We start from the raw sequence: 19356 nt of genomic DNA on the forward strand, positions 1-19356 counted from the left end.
GAGATGAGAATTGCCGCTAGCATACTAGTTTGCGCAATCTCGTTTGGAGGCGTAGCTCACGCCTCCTCACTTGATGATTTAGCAAACCAAGTTACAGTTTTAGATGAGTATCAACATAGTACTGAACCTAGCTTGAAGAAACAGCAAGCGGTAAACAGTCAGCTTTCAATATATGCTTATGAAGTCGGTTTGGATGTGTCTAAGTTAACGCAAGGACAAGTATCAGAAATAGAATCTAGTTTCAAAGGAAAGCCTTCTTGGGCATTTTGTGACGAACATCAAATGGTAGAGATTGTTATGAATGGAAGTAGCTTGTGGGAGCGTACAAGGGTTATGAAACTCCAACGCTACAGCGATATAACCATAGTTCACTAGAGATTACGTCATTGCTATTATGTGAACTGATTTAGATTCTAATTGTTATCAAATTAAAAATCCGATATTGGGAAACCAATATCGGATTTTTTTATGTGGCAGCTCGTTTTTTCCGTTTAGTTATTAACCACTATAAGGGCAATGTCAATTGTAAGCGCGTCATAAACCCCGCATTCTAATCGTTTTGCGCGAGTAATAAGATCAGGTCTTCAACCACAAGGAGATTTGAAATGGCAATTCGACGCACAAACCAAGAATGGGAAACTCTTCTCGAACGCTATGAGCACAGCAACATCACTCAACGTGCTTTCTGTGAACAGCACGGACTGAGCTTATCGACGTTCTTCGCAAAACGCCGTCAACTTCAGTCGACAACTCAATCAGCGCCTGTCGGATTTGTTAGAGCAGAAGTCGTCGAAAAGACAACCAAGTATCAAGCTCAAATAGCAACGGCTAACATGACACTGCTCGTCAATGATGTTGAGCTGAGTATTCCACAAGGCACGCCAGCCACTTATCTAGCAGAACTCATCGGTGCGCTATCATGAAACGTATGCTCAGCGCTCCAGAGATTTATCTGTATCGTGAGAGTGTCGACTTTAGAAAGTCGATCAATGGTCTTGCTGCGATTATCGAAAGTGACACCGATTTACCCTTGGCAAACGGTGCACTGTTCCTGTTCACCAATAAACAGCGCGACAAAATCAAAGTCTTGTACTGGGATAAAACAGGCTTTGCTCTTTGGTACAAACGCCTCGAAAAAGCCAAGTACAAGTGGCCATCAAAAGAGAAAAATGAGGTGTTTAGCCTGACTCAATTCGAGCTTGATAGGCTACTTTCTGGCTTCACAATTATCGGCCATAAACCCGTTCGAATAAACGATTTTACAATGACTTAATCGATAATAAAGCCTTATCCACCAAGCGTTCACGGCTCCATTTTAGTATAATGAATGCCATGAAAAAGACGCCAAATATCAACCCAGAAAGTCAAGATGTTGCCGAGCTACAAGCGATGGTGAAAGCGCTCATGGCGTCAGAAAGCCGATTGAAACAAGAGCGCCAGTCTTTACTTGAACAACTCAAGCTTGCCTTCGACCGCCAGTTCGCTAAACGCTCGGAGGCGTTAAAGCCTTACGATGCATCTCAAGGTGACCTCTTCAACGAAGTGGAATGCGAAGCCGCTAAGGAAGATGAGGTTGAGGTCACGACAACCACCACAACCACCACAACGAAGAAACGTGGTAAGCGTAAGCCACTTCCAAAAACCTTGCCTCGTGAGGTTATCGAACTCGATTTAGACGACCATGAAAAGCAATGCGCGTGCTGCAAGCATAGCCTGCATAAAATCGGTGAAGACCGCAGTGAAAAGCTAGAGTTCTCGCCAGCGCCGCAAAGCATTATCCCTAAGAGCTTCGCAACAGAAAGCTTGCTAGCCAATATCATTCTGGGCAAATACCAATACGCGATGCCACTGTATCGCCAAGAGTCGCTCTTTACCCAATCGGGCATCGAACTATCGCGCACGACTATGGCAAGATGGGTTATCCAAGTCAGTGAAAAGTTCGCACCGCTCTACGCGGCCTTGAAAACACACCTACTCGAGCAAGTGGTGGTTCAGGCGGATGAAACGCCACTCAATGTCCTCAAGGAAGATAAGCAATGCTACATGTGGCTTTACTGCACGGGCGCAGACTCGCCAGAAGCCGCACTTCCTAACGTGAAAAATATCGCCTTGTATGACTATCAAAACAGTCGCGCGAGGGCGTGCCCTGTTGCCTTTTTGGGGGATTACAGTGGTTATCTGCAAACCAATGGCTATGGTGCTTATGACGGCCTTCATCAAGTAACTAATGTCGGCTGCTTGGCGCATGCACGTCGCAAGTTCATGGATGCTAAGAAGCTTCAAGGTAAAGGCAAGTCAGGCAAAGCAGATAAAGCGCTGGCCAAAATCCAGAAGCTCTATGGCATAGAATCCCGCTTAAAAGGTGCGTCTGTCGAGACACGAAAAGCAGAACGCCAACAGCACGCCAAGCCAATACTGGATGAGTTGTACGAATGGATGACGACTCAACGAGTGATAGAGTCTAGCCCGTTGGGTAAAGCGATAAAATACACGCTCGGTCAATGGCCGAAGCTCATCCGTTATATCGATGACGGTCACTTATCGATAGACAATAACCGTGCTGAACGTGCAATTAAACCGCTGGTCATTGGCAGGAAGAACTGGTTGTTCTCGAACACACCAAATGGTGCTGACGCGAGCGCGATGCTTTACAGTATCGTCGAGACTGCAAAAGCCAGCGGCCTTATCCTTTACGACTACATGGTCAAGCGCATGAAAGAGCTGGCGAAAGCGGAGCCAGATATCGATGCACTCCTCCCTTGGAACTTCAAACATTAGTCATATCGCCCCGTGGGTTCATGGGGCGGATACACTCCATCTCTCTAATATATAGTCTCTAAAAGCTTTAAACCTTTATCTACACTAACTGTTGTTTAAAAAAAGGAACTGTGTCTTTAAGCCAAACACCATATCTGTTTTATCTTTTATGATCGCGTTTGAAACATCTCCAGATTCAATTGCATTAAGATTTATTGCTGTATGATTCATTACTTGAACGCTTGGAGACAACTGAAGCCAAGGAGTCACTCTCGCGCGATAGTAAAATTCAGCGGTATATTGATCATCAAAATCGATATCACCAAATGTGCTTGCCATAGGACTTGCCCAGTTAAACGCCAGTCCCATCATGTCTTCTTCACGATTGGTAGGAATATAGCCAAAACCAGCGCTAACTGACGCATCATACATGGCTCCGCCATCTTGCGCCCAGCCAGTTCGGATAAATGGAAGCCATTGATTATTAACAAGGCCAGAGATAGAAAAATTAACACCATAACCTTCTTTATCACTTTCAACCGCATCACGTTGCCAGAAAGTAACGTGTGCGTTATCAATAAACAATGTTTCTTTTGATGGCGTATAACCTATTTCTAAACTTTTCCATGTTGCACCAGTATCAAAAAAATCTTTGACTCCTTGAACAAGGTCAGACGCATTCCCCTTCGCATCAATAATACTCGCTGAGCCGTAGATATTGTCTCTCATAAAGCCACCAAGCATAAGCCCTAATGCGCCATCAGGAAGGCCTCCAATCGTGCCACTACCTGTTGTAAATACACCGTTGTTAAAGTCATTCCATGGACTGGCCAGCGCATAAAAGTCTGTATAGTCCGTCATATCCAAGAAGCCCGCATAAACCACCATACGATCATCGCGCATAGATTGCCGCCAAAATAGATGTGTAGTTCTAAAACCTTGGTCTCCGTACAAAGAGTGCACAAAACCAATATAGCCCAAGTCTTTCAACCCGAATTCCTTAGGCGACGAGTCTGTATATTTATGCCGATGTTCAAATTTAAACACTATGCCACCAGTTGCGCCCGAGTTGGTATGAACTATATCCCATTGACCATATGCCCTCAGAGCCCCTGAAGCAGCCGAATCCTGACCTAAAGCGTCGGTTGCAACTAACCCTAACATGTTGTAATCGATGCCAAGTTGTAGTCCGTACTCTTCCTGCCAGTGAGCTTTAGTTTTGTTCCAAGAATCAAAGTGAGATTGTTCAACTGGTGTATCTCTCATTACCGCTAGATCTTCAAACTCATTAATGCTCTCATCAGCAAATGCGTAACCGAAGAAAAAAACTGCTGTGATTACAAATCCAGTAAGTGTCGATAAACATATTTTCCTTTTCATCTTAACCTCAATCATGAATCATTTAATCTGAACCTATGACAATTTGGTTCTATGTGATAATAGGTTCGCATGTGTTCTTAAAAGCAGATCCACCCAGTCTATAGTTTTTGTGCCCTTAGGCTTACCACCGCCCCAAAAATTATATTGCATGAGTAATATCCTTACCTGTAAAACCTATAAATAACCATTATCCGGTGTTTTTAGTTCTGCTAATGGTTATTTTTGACTTTAGTTCGCTATAGAGCCGCTCGCATATTTAGTTTCCTCATAGAGCTTAACCCAAGTAAGCCGTTGTTGTATTTCTCTGTTCATAGAGATCATTATAGATTGAAATGATCTCTATGAATCACACACCAAGATTTGTTAGATAGAGGTAAAGAGTAGTCAATAATTCTTTTACGCAACTAAGCCCATCATAAGTTAGAAAAAGAACCCCACTCTAAGCATAATTTTATTATCATATTGTTCGAAATCACCACTACTCAGAAGTTTGCCAGCAGCAGTTGCTGATACAACTACTCTGTTATTAGATAACATTTTGCCAACAGTAATGTCGTAAGGAATAAAATAGTCTCCACTCTGTTTTCCAGTCAATTCCCCATCGTCAAAATTTAGCAACCATTCATAGTTGCCCCACAACGTCACAAAATCAATACCTTTGCCTATGTTGAAGTTGATTATTGGAGTAAAGCTGAGCTGATTTATCGCATCAAAATAATCTTCTGAAGAAGCGTTCATATATTTAAATAATGGTACGAAACTCACTGTCTCGCTTAGCTGCCATTTGGAGGCATATATTCCTAAGTGGGTAAATTCTTGTCGACCAGTAGTGGAACTTGGGGCCTGCATTGCATATCCCCACCCCCAAGCACTTGCGCCAGGTAAATTCCCCCAGCTACTAGGCGCTATGTGTACAAACTGAAGATAAGTGCTACCCAACTCAAAACTTCCTTCTCTTGTGGACGTTCTTTGCAGTGATATTAACGGGACGTCCATTCGAAGTGATAACACTCCGTTTTCTCCTTTGTCTCCCAGTAAGATAGGAGCATCAGCTCGAAAAATTAGTGTATTTATTCCTTCCTTGTCTTCCCTCCCTTGAGCATCAAAAGGCAAATACCCTTCCTCGAAACGGATATCAAAACGTGTCATTGGTTTTGTGGGATCTTGTCCAGTGTTTGTCCCTGAATCCTTATCATCCGCTGATTCCTCAGAAGCAACTACATTAAAACTTAAAAAGACAGCGACAACCCATAAAAGAAGAGTAGTCCGAACGTATCTGTTGATTTCCATAATCATAATTATCTACCCGCAAAAGTTGATACCTAATTTAGAACAGGCCTGTAGAGTCGATAGCCCACTGCTGTATAACTTATTTTTCGTTATTTCATCAATCTAACTGTTTCCCCCATATTGAGCACCTGATCCAGCACTGTTTCAGGGTCTATAAATCGACCATTTTTAATAACCAATGCATAGCCACCGGCTGTCAAAAAAACAGAGCCCCAGCTTCCTAGAACACTGCCATCTTACGCCCATCCACCCCTAACAAAAGGAAGCCAACTCTGACCAACTACGCCAGCGCTATCTTCACCAAGCGAGAGGACGTATTCATTCCTAATGCATTGTAGTCGACGTCGAATTGAAGCCCGATACTATCTTCCCAACTGGCCTTAATCTCATTCCAGCCTTCGAAATTCGTTTTATCGTTGTAATTTGAGATACAGACCGCTGCGTCTTCAAATAGCGTCTTACCCTCCGATGTTGAAGGCAAAGGCTTGGCAATCATTAGATAAATGCTTGATTCCATAATCAAACTCCACATTGGCTTTTCATAGATAGCTAGTACGGGTAAATGTCAGTTTCGAAATTACACACAAAAGAAAGCGTGGCACCAGATCTGAAGATTTTCCAGTTTCAGATGAGAATTTCCCGGGGAGCTCCGTACCAGCAGTATCGGACACCGAGTTAAGTGAGTAAAATCACTAACGAGGTGAATCAATGTCCATTAAGAAAGCGAAACTAACTCGACACGCTGAAGAATTTAAAGCCGAAGCTCTGAAGCTAGCCAATTTGATAGTTCTCAGGCCTTACCACCCTACTTTGACCACATCAAAATTGTAAGTAGGTTCCACGAATTCATATTGACCACTTATGATTTGTAATTCATATTTTCCATTCTCTTTTGTATCTTGGAGTACACCGTAAACTGCATTACATGCATGATTAAACGACTCTAGAGTAGACATATTTCTTACCAAACAAGCCGTAAAAATAGCTGAAAGTAAGTTGCCGATACCATGCACCTTTTTTTCAAAGGGTATCTTAGGAAGGAGTGCTAGGCGACATGAGTTAGAAGTAGCAAGAAGCGTGTTATAAGTATCGGTTTTACTCGCTTCAAAGTGTTTCAATAGAACTATCTTAGGCCCCATATCTAGCATCTTTTTGCAAGCAGTAACCGCATCGTGTAAGGAACCAATGCTGAGCCCGGTTAGATTACTTAGTTCATATTGAGTCAGTACCAATACATCCGAGGTTGGCACCAAAAATTGCGCTACAGTCTCTGTCTTACTGTCGTATAAACCCTGAACCTCCTCAATCGAATCTAACTCTGGCTCGCAAATATATAAGGCACTTGGGTTTCGTTCCTTAATCAAAGCTACAGCATCAGCAACTGCCCTGTATTGATGTTCACACACTTGATACCCGGACAGTACCGCACCACATTCATTTAGCTTTCCACTCTCAAGGAGCCCTTGCATCAATGAACGTAGTAAGCGCGTCATAAACCCCGCATTCTAATCGTTTTGCGCGAGTAATAAGATCAGGTCTTCAACCACAAGGAGATTTGAAATGGCAATTCGACGCACAAACCAAGAATGGGAAACTCTTCTCGAACGCTATGAGCACAGCAACATCACTCAACGTGCTTTCTGTGAACAGCACGGACTGAGCTTATCGACGTTCTTCGCAAAACGCCGTCAACTTCAGTCGACAACTCAATCAGCGCCTGTCGGATTTGTTAGAGCAGAAGTCGTCGAAAAGACAACCAAGTATCAAGCTCAAATAGCAACGGCTAACATGACACTGCTCGTCAATGATGTTGGGCTGAGTATTCCACAAGGCACGCCAGCCACTTATCTAGCAGAACTCATCGGTGCGCTATCATGAAACGTATGCTCAGCGCTCCAGAGATTTATCTGTATCGTGAGAGTGTCGACTTTAGAAAGTCGATCAATGGTCTTGCTGCGATTATCGAAAGTGACACCGATTTACCCTTGGCAAACGGTGCACTGTTCCTGTTCACCAATAAACAGCGCGACAAAATCAAAGTCTTGTACTGGGATAAAACAGGCTTTGCTCTTTGGTACAAACGCCTCGAAAAAGCCAAGTACAAGTGGCCATCAAAAGAGAAAAATGAGGTGTTTAGCCTGACTCAATTCGAGCTTGATAGGCTACTTTCTGGCTTCACAATTATCGGCCATAAACCCGTTCGAATAAACGATTTTACAATGACTTAATCGATAATAAAGCCTTATCCACCAAGCGTTCACGGCTCCATTTTAGTATAATGAATGCCATGAAAAAGACGCCAAATATCAACCCAGAAAGTCAAGATGTTGCCGAGCTACAAGCAATGGTGAAAGCGCTCATGGCGTCAGAAAGCCGATTGAAACAAGAGCGCCAGTCTTTACTTGAACAACTCAAGCTTGCCTTCGACCGCCAGTTCGCTAAACGCTCGGAGGCGTTAAAGCCTTACGATGAATCTCAAGGTGACCTCTTCAACGAAGTGGAATGCGAAGCCGCTAAGGAAGATGAGGTTGAGGTCACGACAACCACCACAACGAAGAAACGTGGTAAGCGTAAGCCACTTCCAAAAACCTTGCCTCGTGAGGTTATCGAGCTCGATTTAGACGACCATGAAAAGCAATGCGCGTGCTGCAAGCATAGCCTGCATAAAATCGGTGAAGACCGCAGTGAAAAGCTAGAGTTCTCGCCAGCGGTACTCAAAGTGCTGGAGTATGTTCGTCCTAAATATGCTTGTCGTCAGTGTGAGCAAACTAAAGACAAAAGCCACATCGTTCAAAAGCCAGCGCCGCAAAGCATTATCCCTAAGAGCTTCGCAACAGAAAGCTTGCTAGCCAATATCATTCTGGGCAAATACCAATACGCGATGCCACTGTATCGCCAAGAGTCGCTCTTTACCCAATCGGGCATCGAACTATCGCGCACGACTATGGCAAGATGGGTTATCCAAGTCAGTGAAAAGTTCGCACCGCTCTACGCGGCCTTGAAAACACACCTACTCGAGCAAGTGGTGGTTCAGGCGGATGAAACGCCACTCAATGTCCTCAAGGAAGATAAGCAATGCTACATGTGGCTTTACTGCACGGGCGCAGACTCGCCAGAAGCCGCACTTCCTAACGTGAAAAATATCGCCTGTATGACTATCAAAACAGTCGCGCGAGGGCGTGCCCTGTTGCCTTTTTGGGGGATTACAGTGGTTATCTGCAAACCGATGGCCATGGTGCTTATGACGGCCTTCATCAAGTAACTAATGTCGGCTGCTTGGCGCATGCACGTCGCAAGTTCATGGATGCTAAGAAGCTTCAAGGTAAAGGCAAGTCAGGCAAAGCAGATAAAGCGCTGGCCAAAATCCAGAAGCTCTATGGCATAGAATCCCGCTTAAAAGGTGCGTCTGTCGAGACACGAAAAGCAGAACGCCAAGCCAATACTGGATGAGTTGTACGAATGGATGACGACTCAACGAGTGATAGAGTTTAGCCCGTTGGGTAAAGCGATAAAATACACGCTCGGTCAATGGCCGAAGCTCATCCGTTATATCGATGACGGTCACTTATCGATAGACAATAACCGTGCTGAACGTGCAATTAAACCGCTGGTCATTGGCAGGAAGAACTGGTTGTTCTCGAACACACCAAATGGTGCTGACGCGAGCGCGATGCTTTACAGTATCGTCGAGACTGCAAAAGCCAGCGGCCTTATCCTTTACGACTACATGGTCAAGTGCATGAAAGAGCTGGCGAAAGCGGAGCCAGATATCGATGCACTCCTCCCTTGGAACTTCAAACATTAGTCATATCGCCCCGTGGGTTCATGGGGCGGATACTTTTATCCCGTAATGTTAAGGTGCTTATTTCGATTTGGGTAATGGACTTCTGCTACGAATTCGATAACAAAGACACTATTGAAAATCAAGTAACGTTTCAAAGAATCGCCGATAAAACTCTGGATGCGAGCGGTTTGGGTGTATTGCATCATAGTGATACCCATTAATGATGATAACAAATAGGCGTGGTCCATAACGCGTGTTGATTACTCCCATTAAATTTGCAATATCAGACATTGAACCTGATTTAGCCTGAATACGATTAATCAATTTCTCACTAGTCACCCCTGGGTAATGCGCCAGAGTGCCATCAACGCCAGAAATTGGAAGCATCTTTATCAAGCCTAACTGATCATCTTGTTGGTAAATATAGATGAGTAATTCCATTAATTGCTGAGCGCTGGTTAAGTTATATCTCGACAAACCTGAACCATCAAAAACCTTGCTGTTTGCAAAGTTTATCCCGTGTGCCACCAATATCTCTTGTAATGCCAGTACTCCATTTTCAAAGTTACCGGGCTGTTGGTAATAGTGTCTGGCTAGGGTTTTCAGTAAGCTATCGGCAAATAGGTTGTCAGAGTTTTTAATCATCTCTGAGATAAGTAGGGGGAGTGCATCAGAATAATGAGTAACCAACACAAGCTGTTCACTTATTTGTTGAGACTGTAGAACTCTGCCTGTTATCTTAATATTTAATCTATGTAGCTCGTTCAGAATAACTTCCATGGCATAGTTTTCAGGCGAATTAATTGGTAGCTCAAAGTTAATATTGGTGTTCTGGTCAGATATACAGCCAGAGATTTGATAATGATTAGCCTGTAGAGGATTTATTTGTACCGAACAATGGCGTCTTTCTCGCTCCGCTACAGTAACCACTTGTAATTTTTGGGTAATGTGGACAGGGTGTATGGGATCGATGTTAATAGTAATTTCATTGGTTACGGGTGCAATTGATAAAGTACCAGAAATACAATTTTTATTAATCACAATGCTGTGCAAGGGAGCTGCATAGCAATGCCGCAAATCATCCCAAACTACCCCTTCAGCGTGTAATGCGCCGTTGTAGGCACCACTCTCAATAGAGATATTGCCTTGTATCTCATTGATACCTGATCTTTTTATGTACTGTAATAACTTCCCTAGATCTTGATGCCTAAATGTAGGGTCTCCATCGAAGCGTAATGTTAAATCACCTTGATAAACGTTTCCTTTCTGTTTTGTTGGATCACCGAGTAACTGAGTTTGAAATCGAAAGTTATTACCCAATTGTAAAGTGCTAGCCGTTGCAATGAGTAGCTTTTGCAAACTCGCCGGAGAAAGCAGTAATTGGCTGTTTTTATTTAATAAAACTCTATTTTTATTGACATCGAAAACCATGTATGAAAGTTGGCTTCCCATTGGCAGTAGTTGGTTAGGGTTCTTAATACTACTGGCCTTTACCGGAAAAGAGGTGAATAATAAAATACAAATATAAGAAAGTGCCTTCATACCTTTAATCCTTTAAATAAGATCCCGTACATATTTTGGTAACTGAGTTTATTGGAAAACCACCATAAATGGTGGAGTGTTTAACTGATAAATGATTGTTTTTTGCGTTTTGTGTAATCATTTACTGGGTGTGTCTTAGCACTTTATTTATTAAAAAAACGTAGAGATTTAGATAGCTAATCAAGGTTTATTCCTATTAAATTTCTCACGCATTCGTTGGAATACAGCGTAGAACCCTGGCGTAATAATAGAACCTAGGAACAATACAAATAGAATACCACCTAGTAAGGTTAAGCCTGTACCATTCAGGGATACAGAGCCTGGGCCAGAAGCAAAAGCCAGTGGAACAATACCTAATATGAAAGCCCAAGATGTCATATTCACAGCTCTAAAACGTAGTCTTCCACCTTCTATAGCGGCATCTTCAATACTCAAACCTTTCTCTCGTCGGGTCTGTGAAAATTCGACCATTAAAATCGCATTTCTCGCGGCTAAAGTAATCAGGAGAATCAAGCCTATTTGACCATACAGCGTTAACGTTGTGCCTGTTAACGTTAGGGCTAGGTAAGAGCCCAAAGCTGCTGTTGTTGCCGCAATAATGATGGCGACGGGTAAGGCCCACGACTCATATTGAGCAACCAAGAATAGATAAATAAATATTATCGCAAATATAAATGCGTAGACAATAGAGCTACCTGCCATTTTTTCTTGGAGTGCCATACTCGTCCACTCATAGCTATAACCTAGTCCTAAGTTATTTTCCGCAATTGCTTCAACGGCATTGATTACTTGACCTGAAGAGTAGCCAGGCGCTGGAGCAATAAATAGTTTCGTTGATGACAGCATGTTATAGCTATATGTAATATCCGCTTCAAGATGATTCTCAATCGTTGCAACAGCGGAAAGTGGTAGCATATCTCCTGAAGAAGTCTTTATGTGGATCTTGCTTAAATCCGATATCTCGTTACGTTGACCTTCCTTCGCTTCCATATTGACATAGTAAGTGTTTCCCCAAAGAGAGAAGTCACCAACACGAACAGAAGAAAAGTAAGACATCATTGTATTATTGATTGCTGATACACTAACGCCATACTGTCTTGCTTTTTCACGGTCAACGTCAATGAAGTAGTGCGGTACATCTGCACGAAATAGTGTGTACGCGACCGCAACTTCAGGTGCTTGGTTGAGTTTTTGGAGAAACTCTTGAGTGTCACCAGCCAGTTCAATTGCACTTACACCAGTACTATTCTGCAACATAAACTCTAAGTTAGAACCCGAACCAATCCCTGGAATCGCAGCAGGTTGAACAAGTATAACTGCACCTCCAACAATATTCGAAAGCTCTCCATTTAGACGCTGAATAACGTCTAGGACGGTGTTATCCCCAGGCAAGTTTTTGCGCTCATCCCACGGTTTCAACGCAACAAACAATGTCGCATTATTAGACTGTACCGACATGGATAGTGCACTAAAGCCTGAAGCACTGCCTACTAAGCTTACCGCTTGATCATCGAGAATAATTTCATCAACTTGCTTTAACACCTCATTTGTACGGTTTAGGGAGGCGCTATTTGGCAGCTGTACGATACCAAAGAAAGTACCTTTATCTGCTGGCTCGATGAGGGCCTGAGCAGTCATTTGATTAAGAACATAGGTTGCTAGAATCGTTCCACCGAACACCAAAAAGAGGATGGAGGACTTTCGAACCATCACACCGACAACTTTCCCATAGAGGTTAGTCACTTTATCAAAATACTTATTGAAAGCGATAAACCAGCGTGCCGGTTCATGTCGTTTCAGTAAGATTGAGCAAAGCGCTGGTGCTAGAGTTAATGCGTTGACTGCCGATATTAATAAAGATACGCAAAGGGTAATACTAAACTGTGCAAACATTACACCGGTAATGCCTGGAAGCATGCTGACAGGAATGAATACCGCCAACATGACGAGTGTTGAGGCGACAATCGGCCCTGTGACGAGCTTCATTGCTTCAAAAGTTGCTTTTGCTGCCGAGTAGTCTGGATTTTTTTGCATCTCAGTCTCGACGCTCTCCACTAACAAGATGGCATTATAAACAACAATACCAATAGCCAATACCATTCCAAACATCGTGATGGTATTGATGGTAAAGCCCATGGCCTCTAGGAAGAAGAACGAGCCTACCAGCGATACCGGAATTGCTATCGCTGGAATCAAGGTCGCACGCCATGAACCCAAGAAGACAAAAGTAACGATAATAACTAATGCTATCGCAATCACCAACGTTTCGGTAACAGTAGCGATTGAATCAGATATAAATGTGGTTACGTCATACGGATATTCATATGCAATGTCGTCGGGCATGTCCATGCTATCAAGAAGCCCTTTAACTGCATTACCAGTATCAAGAGCATTCGCACCTGGTGTCATACTAATAACAAGCATTGCAGCAGACTCACCATTTAAACGGACCGACGTAGAATAGCGGCTATCGCCAAGTTCAACGTCCGCCACATCACGTAAGTATGTGTTTGCGCCACTTGAATCAGTTTTAACAATGATATTTTTGAAGTCTTCTGGGCTTTCAAGGCGACCTTGGGTCAAAAGAGGAACCTGAATCATCGTCTCTTTAACCGATGTACCTGAGCCGAGTGTACCAACAGGAACTTGCGCGTTTTGATCGTTAATTGCAGACCGTACATCTGCTGGAGATACATTCAGTGCTGCCATTTTGTCTACATCTAACCAAATACGCATGGCATAAGATGTGCCTAAAACTGTTGTATCACCGACGCCTGGTACACGCGCAAGGCGGTCTATTAAATAGGAGTCCATCCAGTTGTCTAAGTATTGACGACCATAGCTTTTATTAGGGGAATGAATTGCCACACCGAGTAGGAGGTCAGATGACGCCTTCTTCACTCGTACACCTAGAGTATTAACGATTGGCGGTAGGGACGAAAGTGCAGCCGATACACGGTTTTGAACATTGACTTGCGCCATATCGGGGTCTGTACCGATATCGAATGTTACCTTAAGCACATAGGAGCCATCGTTCGCGGCACGCGAATCCATATACAACATGTCTTCTACGCCGTTCACTTCTTGTTCAATAGGGGCGGCTACGACTCGGTTAATGGTTTCTGCACTCGCACCTGGGTAGAGAGCGAGTACAGTTACAACAGGTGGTGTTAATTCTGGGTATTCAGAAATTGGCATCATCTTTATTGCAATGCTTCCGACAATGGTCAGAATCAATGAAATAACGAGAGCGAATTTAGGCCTTAGGATAAAAAAGCGACTCAACATGGGTTACTCTCCGGCTTTGATGATAACTTTGGTGTTTGGTCTTACACGTATCAATCCATCGGTAATGACTTTGTCGTCGTTTTCAAGGCCTTCAGACACAAAGACTTTGCCACTGTCACGCTCCAATATTGTGACATTACGGCGTTGTGCGGTCTCGTTTTCGTCAATGATATAAACGTATTGAAGAGTTAGATCCTGAATTACTGCTGTCTCAGGTAACCAGTAGCCTTGTGTAGTGTTCTTTTTTCGTAAAGTTACATGAGTTACGCTATTTGGCTTTACGCCGAACTCATGGTTATCAAACTCTGCCGAAATTTCAACCGTTCCAGCTGTTGGGTTAACACTATTTGATACGAAGTCAACATTAGCTGGTTGGTCGATATCACTTAATTGAATAGTGGATTGGCTATCGCTCTCGAGGCTGAACTCTTTGAATGTATTCAAATCGACATTAAAGGTTACATTCATTGGGGTTTGACTAACGATATCAATCAATGAACCTGAAGCTGGCGAAACGTAGTCACCTATTGAAACATTAGATTTTCCAAGCTTTCCATCATATGGTGCTGTGATGATCGTAGAGCCTAAGTCATATTTTGCTTTCTTAACATTGATCATTGTTAGGTCTAGAGCAGCTTTTGCTGAATCAAGCTCTGCTTGTGCATTTTCAAGATCAGACTGTGTGGACCCACCAGGTCCTTGTAATTTTTGAACAAACTTACCGTCAGGGTGAAGTTGCGAATTGATAAACCCTGTTAATCGAGGAGTTATATAGGTGTGGGACTGTGCTTCGTATTTTGCCACAACGGTTGTCTCAGGCGCATATTGAGCGGGGACCACTTTTGTATACGTGACAGGTACACTGCTTGCATCGGTGCTAGCACTCATTCCAAGGATAAGTGCACTGGATAGGGTGGTTTTTTTAAACATAGTAGAATTAACCTTGTTTTATGCTGGCATTAAGTGAGGTAATGTCTTGCTCGGAAATTTCACCTGAAAGGTATTTCAAGAGCATGGCGTTCGCGATGAATGAAAAGTAGGCGCTATACATATTGGAAGTAGAGATAAATAGGTCTCTGGTGGTATTGAGAACGTCATTCATATTTCTCGAACCTAGCTCATAACCTTTAGTAACGGAACTAAGCGCTTTTTTTTGGGATTTGACACTTTTTTGGAACGCCTCTATTTGCTTATAGGTTGAAAGCATATGTCGCTCGGCATAGCGTACTTGGTTTTTTGTTGCTTGTTGCGATTGTTCAAGGATTTGATACTAAATATCGATGTCACTTTGAGCTATATCGACATAAGCTGATAGTGAAGAACCCGAATATACAGGGACTGATAGGTTCAAAGAAACTTCTGCTGATGTTAGGGTTGTGTCGTTTGGAACGTCGTTAACATTAGCTAAATTTGCCTCTCCGTATAAGCGTTGGTTGAGTCTTGCTTGCAAATACAGTTGTGGTTTGTGGCCCGATTGAGCTCTTTTTAACTCCAAACGTGATTGGTCAATCGCTAAATTAGCTAGCAAGATATCTCGGTTCTGACGTAATGCAATGTTTAGCCAAGGCTCTCCAGAGTGATATGCTGGTAAATTTGGCTCAAAATTTTCGAGATTAAACTCTTTGACTGAGCTAAATTCTTGCCCTGATAATGTTTCCAATGAATCTAGAGATAGTTGGTGCTGTACTTCCATTTCGAGCAGGGTGACGCTAGCTTGGTCAAGCCTAGCTTCCGCTTCTAGCAAATCAATTTCACTGGAAATACCTGCAGATGTTCGGCGTACGATCATTTCATGGTAGTTTTCTAAAACGTCAAAGTTAGCTTTGGCCGTGTCTAACAGTGCTTGTGTTTGCAGTACATCAAAGTAATTTTTTGTTGTGGTGTAAATGAGTGTTTCATGAGCTTTTTTTATTAGGATTTTTGTACTTTCTGATTCATTTTCCGCAATTGCAATTCCAGCACGTACGGCGGGGGTATAAATAGCTTGGCTTAAGGTTAGACCGATGTTGCCAACTCTACCATCACCACCAAAAGCTGTTTCTACAACGTCAGAATTATACAGTTCAGACATGTTGAAATAGGCTTTGATTTGAGGAAGTAGTTTCCCGGATTCACCACGAGTTGAAAAGTTAGACTTTTCATTTGAAAGCTCTGCTATTTTAAGTAGTGGGTCTTTGTTAAGTGCGAGTTGATAAAGATTATCTAAGTCGGTTGTTTTCGCATAAGCTGTCCCTGTCATACAAATTACCAATAGAACTCCACATGGCACTGTTATAAGCCAGTTATTGTTCATATTATCACCAGTTAAATTAAGGGGTAACGACTGCCATGTTTGTATCTATGTGATATAACGCAGTTAACAGCCAAATAAGTAACGTGAGTTGTAATGGAAACTATTACTTTCACTTATTTACAACTTAATGTTACTTAGCTGATGATCTCAGGTGAATGCTAGTCTTCAAACTCGCTTATGTAGGGTTGGATGCGACATTCGCTGCTTTTTACGTGTAGGTTGTCAACGATCAAGTTGAATGCCTTAAAGTACAGTGATTCGCTCCAAAAGTTTTGGACACGTCGTTAAGTAAGTACAATCACGAACGAGATGAACAATGACAACTAAGAAAGCATGAATCAAACATACTCCTGAATTTAAAGCTGAAGCGCTTAAGTTAGCAGAGAAAGTCAGGGTCGCTGCAGCCGCTCGACAGCAATTATTACATGAATATCAAATCTATGGATGAAGTAAAGCCGTCAAAAAGATGCGAACATCAGCTATAGAGAAAAGAGCTAGCCACTGAAAATGTCAAACTCAAACGATAATTAGCTGAACAAGCAAAAGAGCTAGATATCGTAAAAAGCCGCCACCTACTTCGCTAGAAATCTAAAGTAGATTGATTTGGGTTGATGCTAGAACATCTTATTCAATATAGGGTTTTCCGTATGGCTATGGTGCAAGGCGTATTCAAAAAAGATTTTGAAAAGATGGTAATAAGCATGATGTAAAAAACATTACCGCGATCATTAAGTGCCAGAGCTAGTCGTGAAGGCAGCCTTTAAGTTTAAATGTACGACAGACAGTAAGCATTGGCTTCCTGTTACCTGAATTTGCTTGAGCAAGATTTTAGTGCGACAGCACAAAACTAAAAATGGGCCGGAGATATTACCTATCTAGCTATAAGCGAAGGCTGGATGTATTTAGTCGTTATTATCGGTCTGTACTCACGGCAAGTAGTGGGTTGTTCAATGTCTACCAGAATTACAGAAACTCCGGTCTGTGATGCGCTATTAATGGCATTATTCCGTAGAGGTAATTTAGAAGAGGTAGTTATCCATAATGAGAGAGGTAACCAATATTGCTCAAAAGACTACCGAAACTCTCAGTTATGGACAATAGCGCCAAAGCCAGGTGCGTTGATATTACCCGTTAGGGTCTCAGCAGTACTATGATCAAAGTAGTTGCTAAAAACGATAACCTAAATTCAGGGTGAGTGAGTTTCGAGTTTCTCCTTTGTTGTAAAGCACACTCAGGCTGTAGTTTTTACCAATCTGTTTGTTAAATTCGGTTAAGTAAGCCCACTGGCCAAGTTCTACGCTAATATCATAGTCGAACTCGATTTCTGCAGTTTTAACATGTATATCTAACCAGGCATCTAATCCTTGGCATTCGGCACCAATAAAGAGTTGACTTCTATAATCGACAAGCTGGCAGCCGAGCATAGGTTTTACTGTAACGATACCATCCCCCCCCCATTCATATAAGCCTTTTAAACGAGCTTACGAATAAGTTCCGGGTACTGAAGTGAAAAACCTTTGTAGCAAACAGACACTGTTGTTCCTAGCCACGCACATCATACTCAAGGTGAAGCGTTACATTTAGGCGTGCTCTACTAAATGTTCACCCTGAGCAAGTGATTTTGGTAAATTATGGGGAATGCCATACTTTTCAAAGATAGTACGGCCCTGGTTAGTGATTCCCAAATAGGTAAGCGTGTCATTATGGGCGAAGCTAAGGTTTGGAGTGGTTAATATGAAAGCAGCTACGATTAAGGTGAGTGTATGCTTCATACTGATAGGTCGTTTTTAAAAGCTCATCATTTGTTTCATTCTGGTTGATCTTAAACCTTCGAAAGCCAAACAGTTAATATATTTCTGAACTTCATGCAAAGTGAATTATAAATCGATTGTGTAATGCATTGTTTTTTCAATCTCTGAATGAAGAGTACGAGAGGTGATGAAAATTAGAGAATAGTTTCTGTCGGATGCCATCCATCGTTTCGTAATTATCAGTAATATGGTGATGAGCCCTCATTGCTCGCTTGGTTTTATATGATGGATTTGATCCTACAAAAAGTATTTAGTACTAGAGATAACAGACCATAAGATGTAATCAACAAAGTTAAAATATATCGTGAATTTAACTAAATTTAGAGAGCACCTTATGAAAAGTATTATTTCTATTCAGTCCCACTTCGTTAGTGGGTATGCGGGTAACAGTTCGGCTGTTTTCCCAATGCAAAAGATGGGCATGGAGGTATGGCCTATTCATATTGCCCAATTTTCAAACCATTCAGAATGTGAGCAAGGTTGGTCTGAACGTAAGTTTGACTCCGATGATATACATTCATTGATACGTGGACTCGATGGGATAGGAAAGCTCAATGGATGTGGCGCGGTGCTCTCTGGGCATCAAGTGAGTGAACAACAATATAAAGCAATAGTTGACGCTGTGGCCTTGACTAAAGAGCGAAATCCCAATGCTTTGTATATTTGCGAACCCGAGTTGGAATTGAATGAAGAGTCTCGGTATCTACGCAATGGTAAAAAAGAGGTTGTTAAGCAATGTTTAGTGCCTATTTCGGATGTGTTAGTACTGAGTCAAGATGAGCTAAGTGACCTAACTGGGCTCAACATAGAGTCGTTATATGATGCTATTACGGCCTGTAAACAGGTGTTAAATATGGGGCCAAAAGTAATTTTATTGAAGCATTTAGAATCGAGAAAAGATGATACATATAATACGATTTTAGCTACTTCTAATTCATGTCACCTTACGCGTCTTCCTAAAATAAGCTTTGATAAAAATGTTTATGGAATCGGCAATTTGTTTTCTGCTGTATTTACGGCTTGTTTGGTGAGAGGCTTGTCAAATATAGAGTCGTTTAAGCATACATGTAACGCGGTTTACGGTGTTCTGCAGGATACAAAAGAAAGTGGCAAGGACGAATTACAAATTATAAGTGGTCAATATGAATTTGTGGAGCCAACTTATGATTTTGACGTGGTCAAAGTGGCCTGATCTTACGAATGATTCTTGA

18 protein-coding genes and 3 pseudogenes are annotated in these 19356 nt (G+C 42.3%); 11 read left to right on the forward strand and 10 right to left on the reverse strand.

The genetic code is table 11. The features are described 5' to 3' along the window. The first annotated feature begins 3 nt into the window (after nucleotides 1-3). The 4 genes from AC6I8Y_RS26405 to tnpC (AC6I8Y_RS26420) all read left to right on the forward strand — a co-directional run bounded on the left by AC6I8Y_RS26405 (nucleotide 4) and on the right by tnpC (AC6I8Y_RS26420) (nucleotide 2778). Complete coding sequence (locus AC6I8Y_RS26405; protein WP_498023163.1) at nucleotides 4-375, forward strand: hypothetical protein; 372 nt, start codon at nucleotides 4-6, stop codon at nucleotides 373-375. Between the two features lie 230 nt (nucleotides 376-605). Next, a complete protein-coding gene (gene tnpA, locus AC6I8Y_RS26410) occupies nucleotides 606-923 on the forward strand; it encodes an IS66 family insertion sequence element accessory protein TnpA (RefSeq protein WP_038228469.1) in 318 nt (105 codons plus the stop codon). Then, nucleotides 920-1273: an IS66 family insertion sequence element accessory protein TnpB gene (gene tnpB / locus AC6I8Y_RS26415; RefSeq protein WP_498023165.1), complete on the forward strand. Its 354-nt coding sequence runs from the start codon at nucleotides 920-922 to the stop codon at nucleotides 1271-1273. Before tnpA (AC6I8Y_RS26410) ends, tnpB (AC6I8Y_RS26415) begins: the two co-directional genes overlap by 4 nt. 59 nt (nucleotides 1274-1332) lie before the next feature. Next, nucleotides 1333-2778 (forward strand): IS66 family transposase, encoded by a 1446-nt coding sequence (tnpC, locus tag AC6I8Y_RS26420; RefSeq protein WP_498023167.1) that lies wholly within the window; start codon nucleotides 1333-1335, stop codon nucleotides 2776-2778. An 84-nt stretch (nucleotides 2779-2862) separates the two neighbouring features. Here the strand turns inward: tnpC (AC6I8Y_RS26420) and AC6I8Y_RS26425 are convergent, their stop codons facing one another. The 4 genes from AC6I8Y_RS26425 to pdxY (AC6I8Y_RS26440) form a co-directional block, all read right to left on the reverse strand. Beyond that, entirely contained in the window at nucleotides 2863-4137 is a 1275-nt protein-coding gene (locus AC6I8Y_RS26425; RefSeq protein ID WP_498023169.1) for a carbohydrate porin, read from the reverse strand. 420 nt (nucleotides 4138-4557) lie between these two features. Further along, nucleotides 4558-5433: a hypothetical protein gene (locus tag AC6I8Y_RS26430; protein ID WP_498023170.1), complete on the reverse strand. Its 876-nt coding sequence runs from the start codon at nucleotides 5431-5433 to the stop codon at nucleotides 4558-4560. A 274-nt stretch (nucleotides 5434-5707) separates the two neighbouring features. Next, a complete protein-coding gene (locus AC6I8Y_RS26435; protein ID WP_498023171.1) occupies nucleotides 5708-5944 on the reverse strand; it encodes a hypothetical protein in 237 nt (78 codons plus the stop codon). Between the two features lie 280 nt (nucleotides 5945-6224). Next, nucleotides 6225-6920, reverse strand: coding sequence for a pyridoxal kinase (pdxY, locus tag AC6I8Y_RS26440; protein ID WP_498023173.1), 696 nt, complete (start codon nucleotides 6918-6920; stop codon nucleotides 6225-6227). 67 nt (nucleotides 6921-6987) lie between these two features. Between pdxY (AC6I8Y_RS26440) and tnpA (AC6I8Y_RS26445) the strand changes: the two genes are divergently transcribed. The 5 genes and pseudogenes from tnpA (AC6I8Y_RS26445) (at nucleotide 6988) to AC6I8Y_RS26465 (ending at nucleotide 9232) form a co-directional block, all read left to right on the forward strand. After that, on the forward strand, nucleotides 6988-7305 hold the full coding sequence (tnpA, locus tag AC6I8Y_RS26445; RefSeq protein WP_498023175.1) for an IS66 family insertion sequence element accessory protein TnpA: 318 nt from the start codon (nucleotides 6988-6990) through the stop codon (nucleotides 7303-7305). Further along, a complete protein-coding gene (gene tnpB / locus AC6I8Y_RS26450; RefSeq protein ID WP_498023165.1) occupies nucleotides 7302-7655 on the forward strand; it encodes an IS66 family insertion sequence element accessory protein TnpB in 354 nt (117 codons plus the stop codon). Before tnpA (AC6I8Y_RS26445) ends, tnpB (AC6I8Y_RS26450) begins: the two co-directional genes overlap by 4 nt. 59 nt (nucleotides 7656-7714) lie before the next feature. Next, nucleotides 7715-8689: an IS66 family transposase gene (gene tnpC / locus AC6I8Y_RS26455; protein WP_498023177.1), complete on the forward strand. Its 975-nt coding sequence runs from the start codon at nucleotides 7715-7717 to the stop codon at nucleotides 8687-8689. Then, nucleotides 8623-9028 (forward strand): annotated as a pseudogene (locus AC6I8Y_RS26460) (IS66 family transposase); the annotation flags it as partial. The gene tnpC (AC6I8Y_RS26455) and the pseudogene AC6I8Y_RS26460, both read left to right, overlap by 67 nt. A 126-nt stretch (nucleotides 9029-9154) precedes the next feature. Next, nucleotides 9155-9232 carry a hypothetical protein gene (locus tag AC6I8Y_RS26465; RefSeq protein ID WP_231692930.1) on the forward strand — a complete coding sequence of 26 codons (78 nt, stop codon included), beginning with the start codon at nucleotides 9155-9157 and terminating at the stop codon, nucleotides 9230-9232. Nucleotides 9233-9340: 108 nt separating this feature from the next. On the opposite strand, the gene dacB is transcribed toward AC6I8Y_RS26465, so the two are convergent. From dacB to AC6I8Y_RS26490, 5 genes are all read right to left on the reverse strand, one after another. Then, nucleotides 9341-10753, reverse strand: coding sequence for a D-alanyl-D-alanine carboxypeptidase/D-alanyl-D-alanine endopeptidase (gene dacB / locus AC6I8Y_RS26470; protein WP_498023178.1), 1413 nt, complete (start codon nucleotides 10751-10753; stop codon nucleotides 9341-9343). Nucleotides 10754-10933: 180 nt separating this feature from the next. Next, entirely contained in the window at nucleotides 10934-14041 is a 3108-nt protein-coding gene (locus AC6I8Y_RS26475) for an efflux RND transporter permease subunit (RefSeq protein ID WP_498023180.1), read from the reverse strand. Between the two features lie 3 nt (nucleotides 14042-14044). Continuing rightward, the gene (locus AC6I8Y_RS26480; protein ID WP_498023182.1) at nucleotides 14045-14971 is read right to left on the reverse strand and encodes an efflux RND transporter periplasmic adaptor subunit; all 927 of its coding nucleotides are present in this window, start codon (nucleotides 14969-14971) and stop codon (nucleotides 14045-14047) included. Between the two features lie 7 nt (nucleotides 14972-14978). Next, entirely contained in the window at nucleotides 14979-15143 is a 165-nt protein-coding gene (locus tag AC6I8Y_RS26485) for a hypothetical protein (RefSeq protein WP_498023184.1), read from the reverse strand. A 168-nt stretch (nucleotides 15144-15311) separates the two neighbouring features. Continuing rightward, a complete protein-coding gene (locus AC6I8Y_RS26490; RefSeq protein WP_498023186.1) occupies nucleotides 15312-16280 on the reverse strand; it encodes a TolC family protein in 969 nt (322 codons plus the stop codon). A gap of 391 nt (nucleotides 16281-16671) precedes the next feature. Between AC6I8Y_RS26490 and AC6I8Y_RS26495 the strand changes: the two are divergent. Next, nucleotides 16672-17416: pseudogene (locus tag AC6I8Y_RS26495) on the forward strand (DDE-type integrase/transposase/recombinase); the annotation flags it as partial. Between the two features lie 84 nt (nucleotides 17417-17500). Here the strand turns inward: AC6I8Y_RS26495 and AC6I8Y_RS26500 are convergent. After that, a pseudogene (locus AC6I8Y_RS26500) lies at nucleotides 17501-17921 on the reverse strand (hypothetical protein); the annotation flags it as partial. 558 nt (nucleotides 17922-18479) lie between these two features. On the opposite strand from AC6I8Y_RS26500, the gene pdxY (AC6I8Y_RS26505) reads away from it, so the two are divergent. After that, a complete protein-coding gene (gene pdxY, locus AC6I8Y_RS26505; RefSeq protein WP_498023188.1) occupies nucleotides 18480-19337 on the forward strand; it encodes a pyridoxal kinase in 858 nt (285 codons plus the stop codon). The last annotated feature ends 19 nt before the right edge of the window (nucleotides 19338-19356 follow it).

The sequence above is a fragment of the Vibrio sp. KUL78 genome (assembly GCF_059725505.1).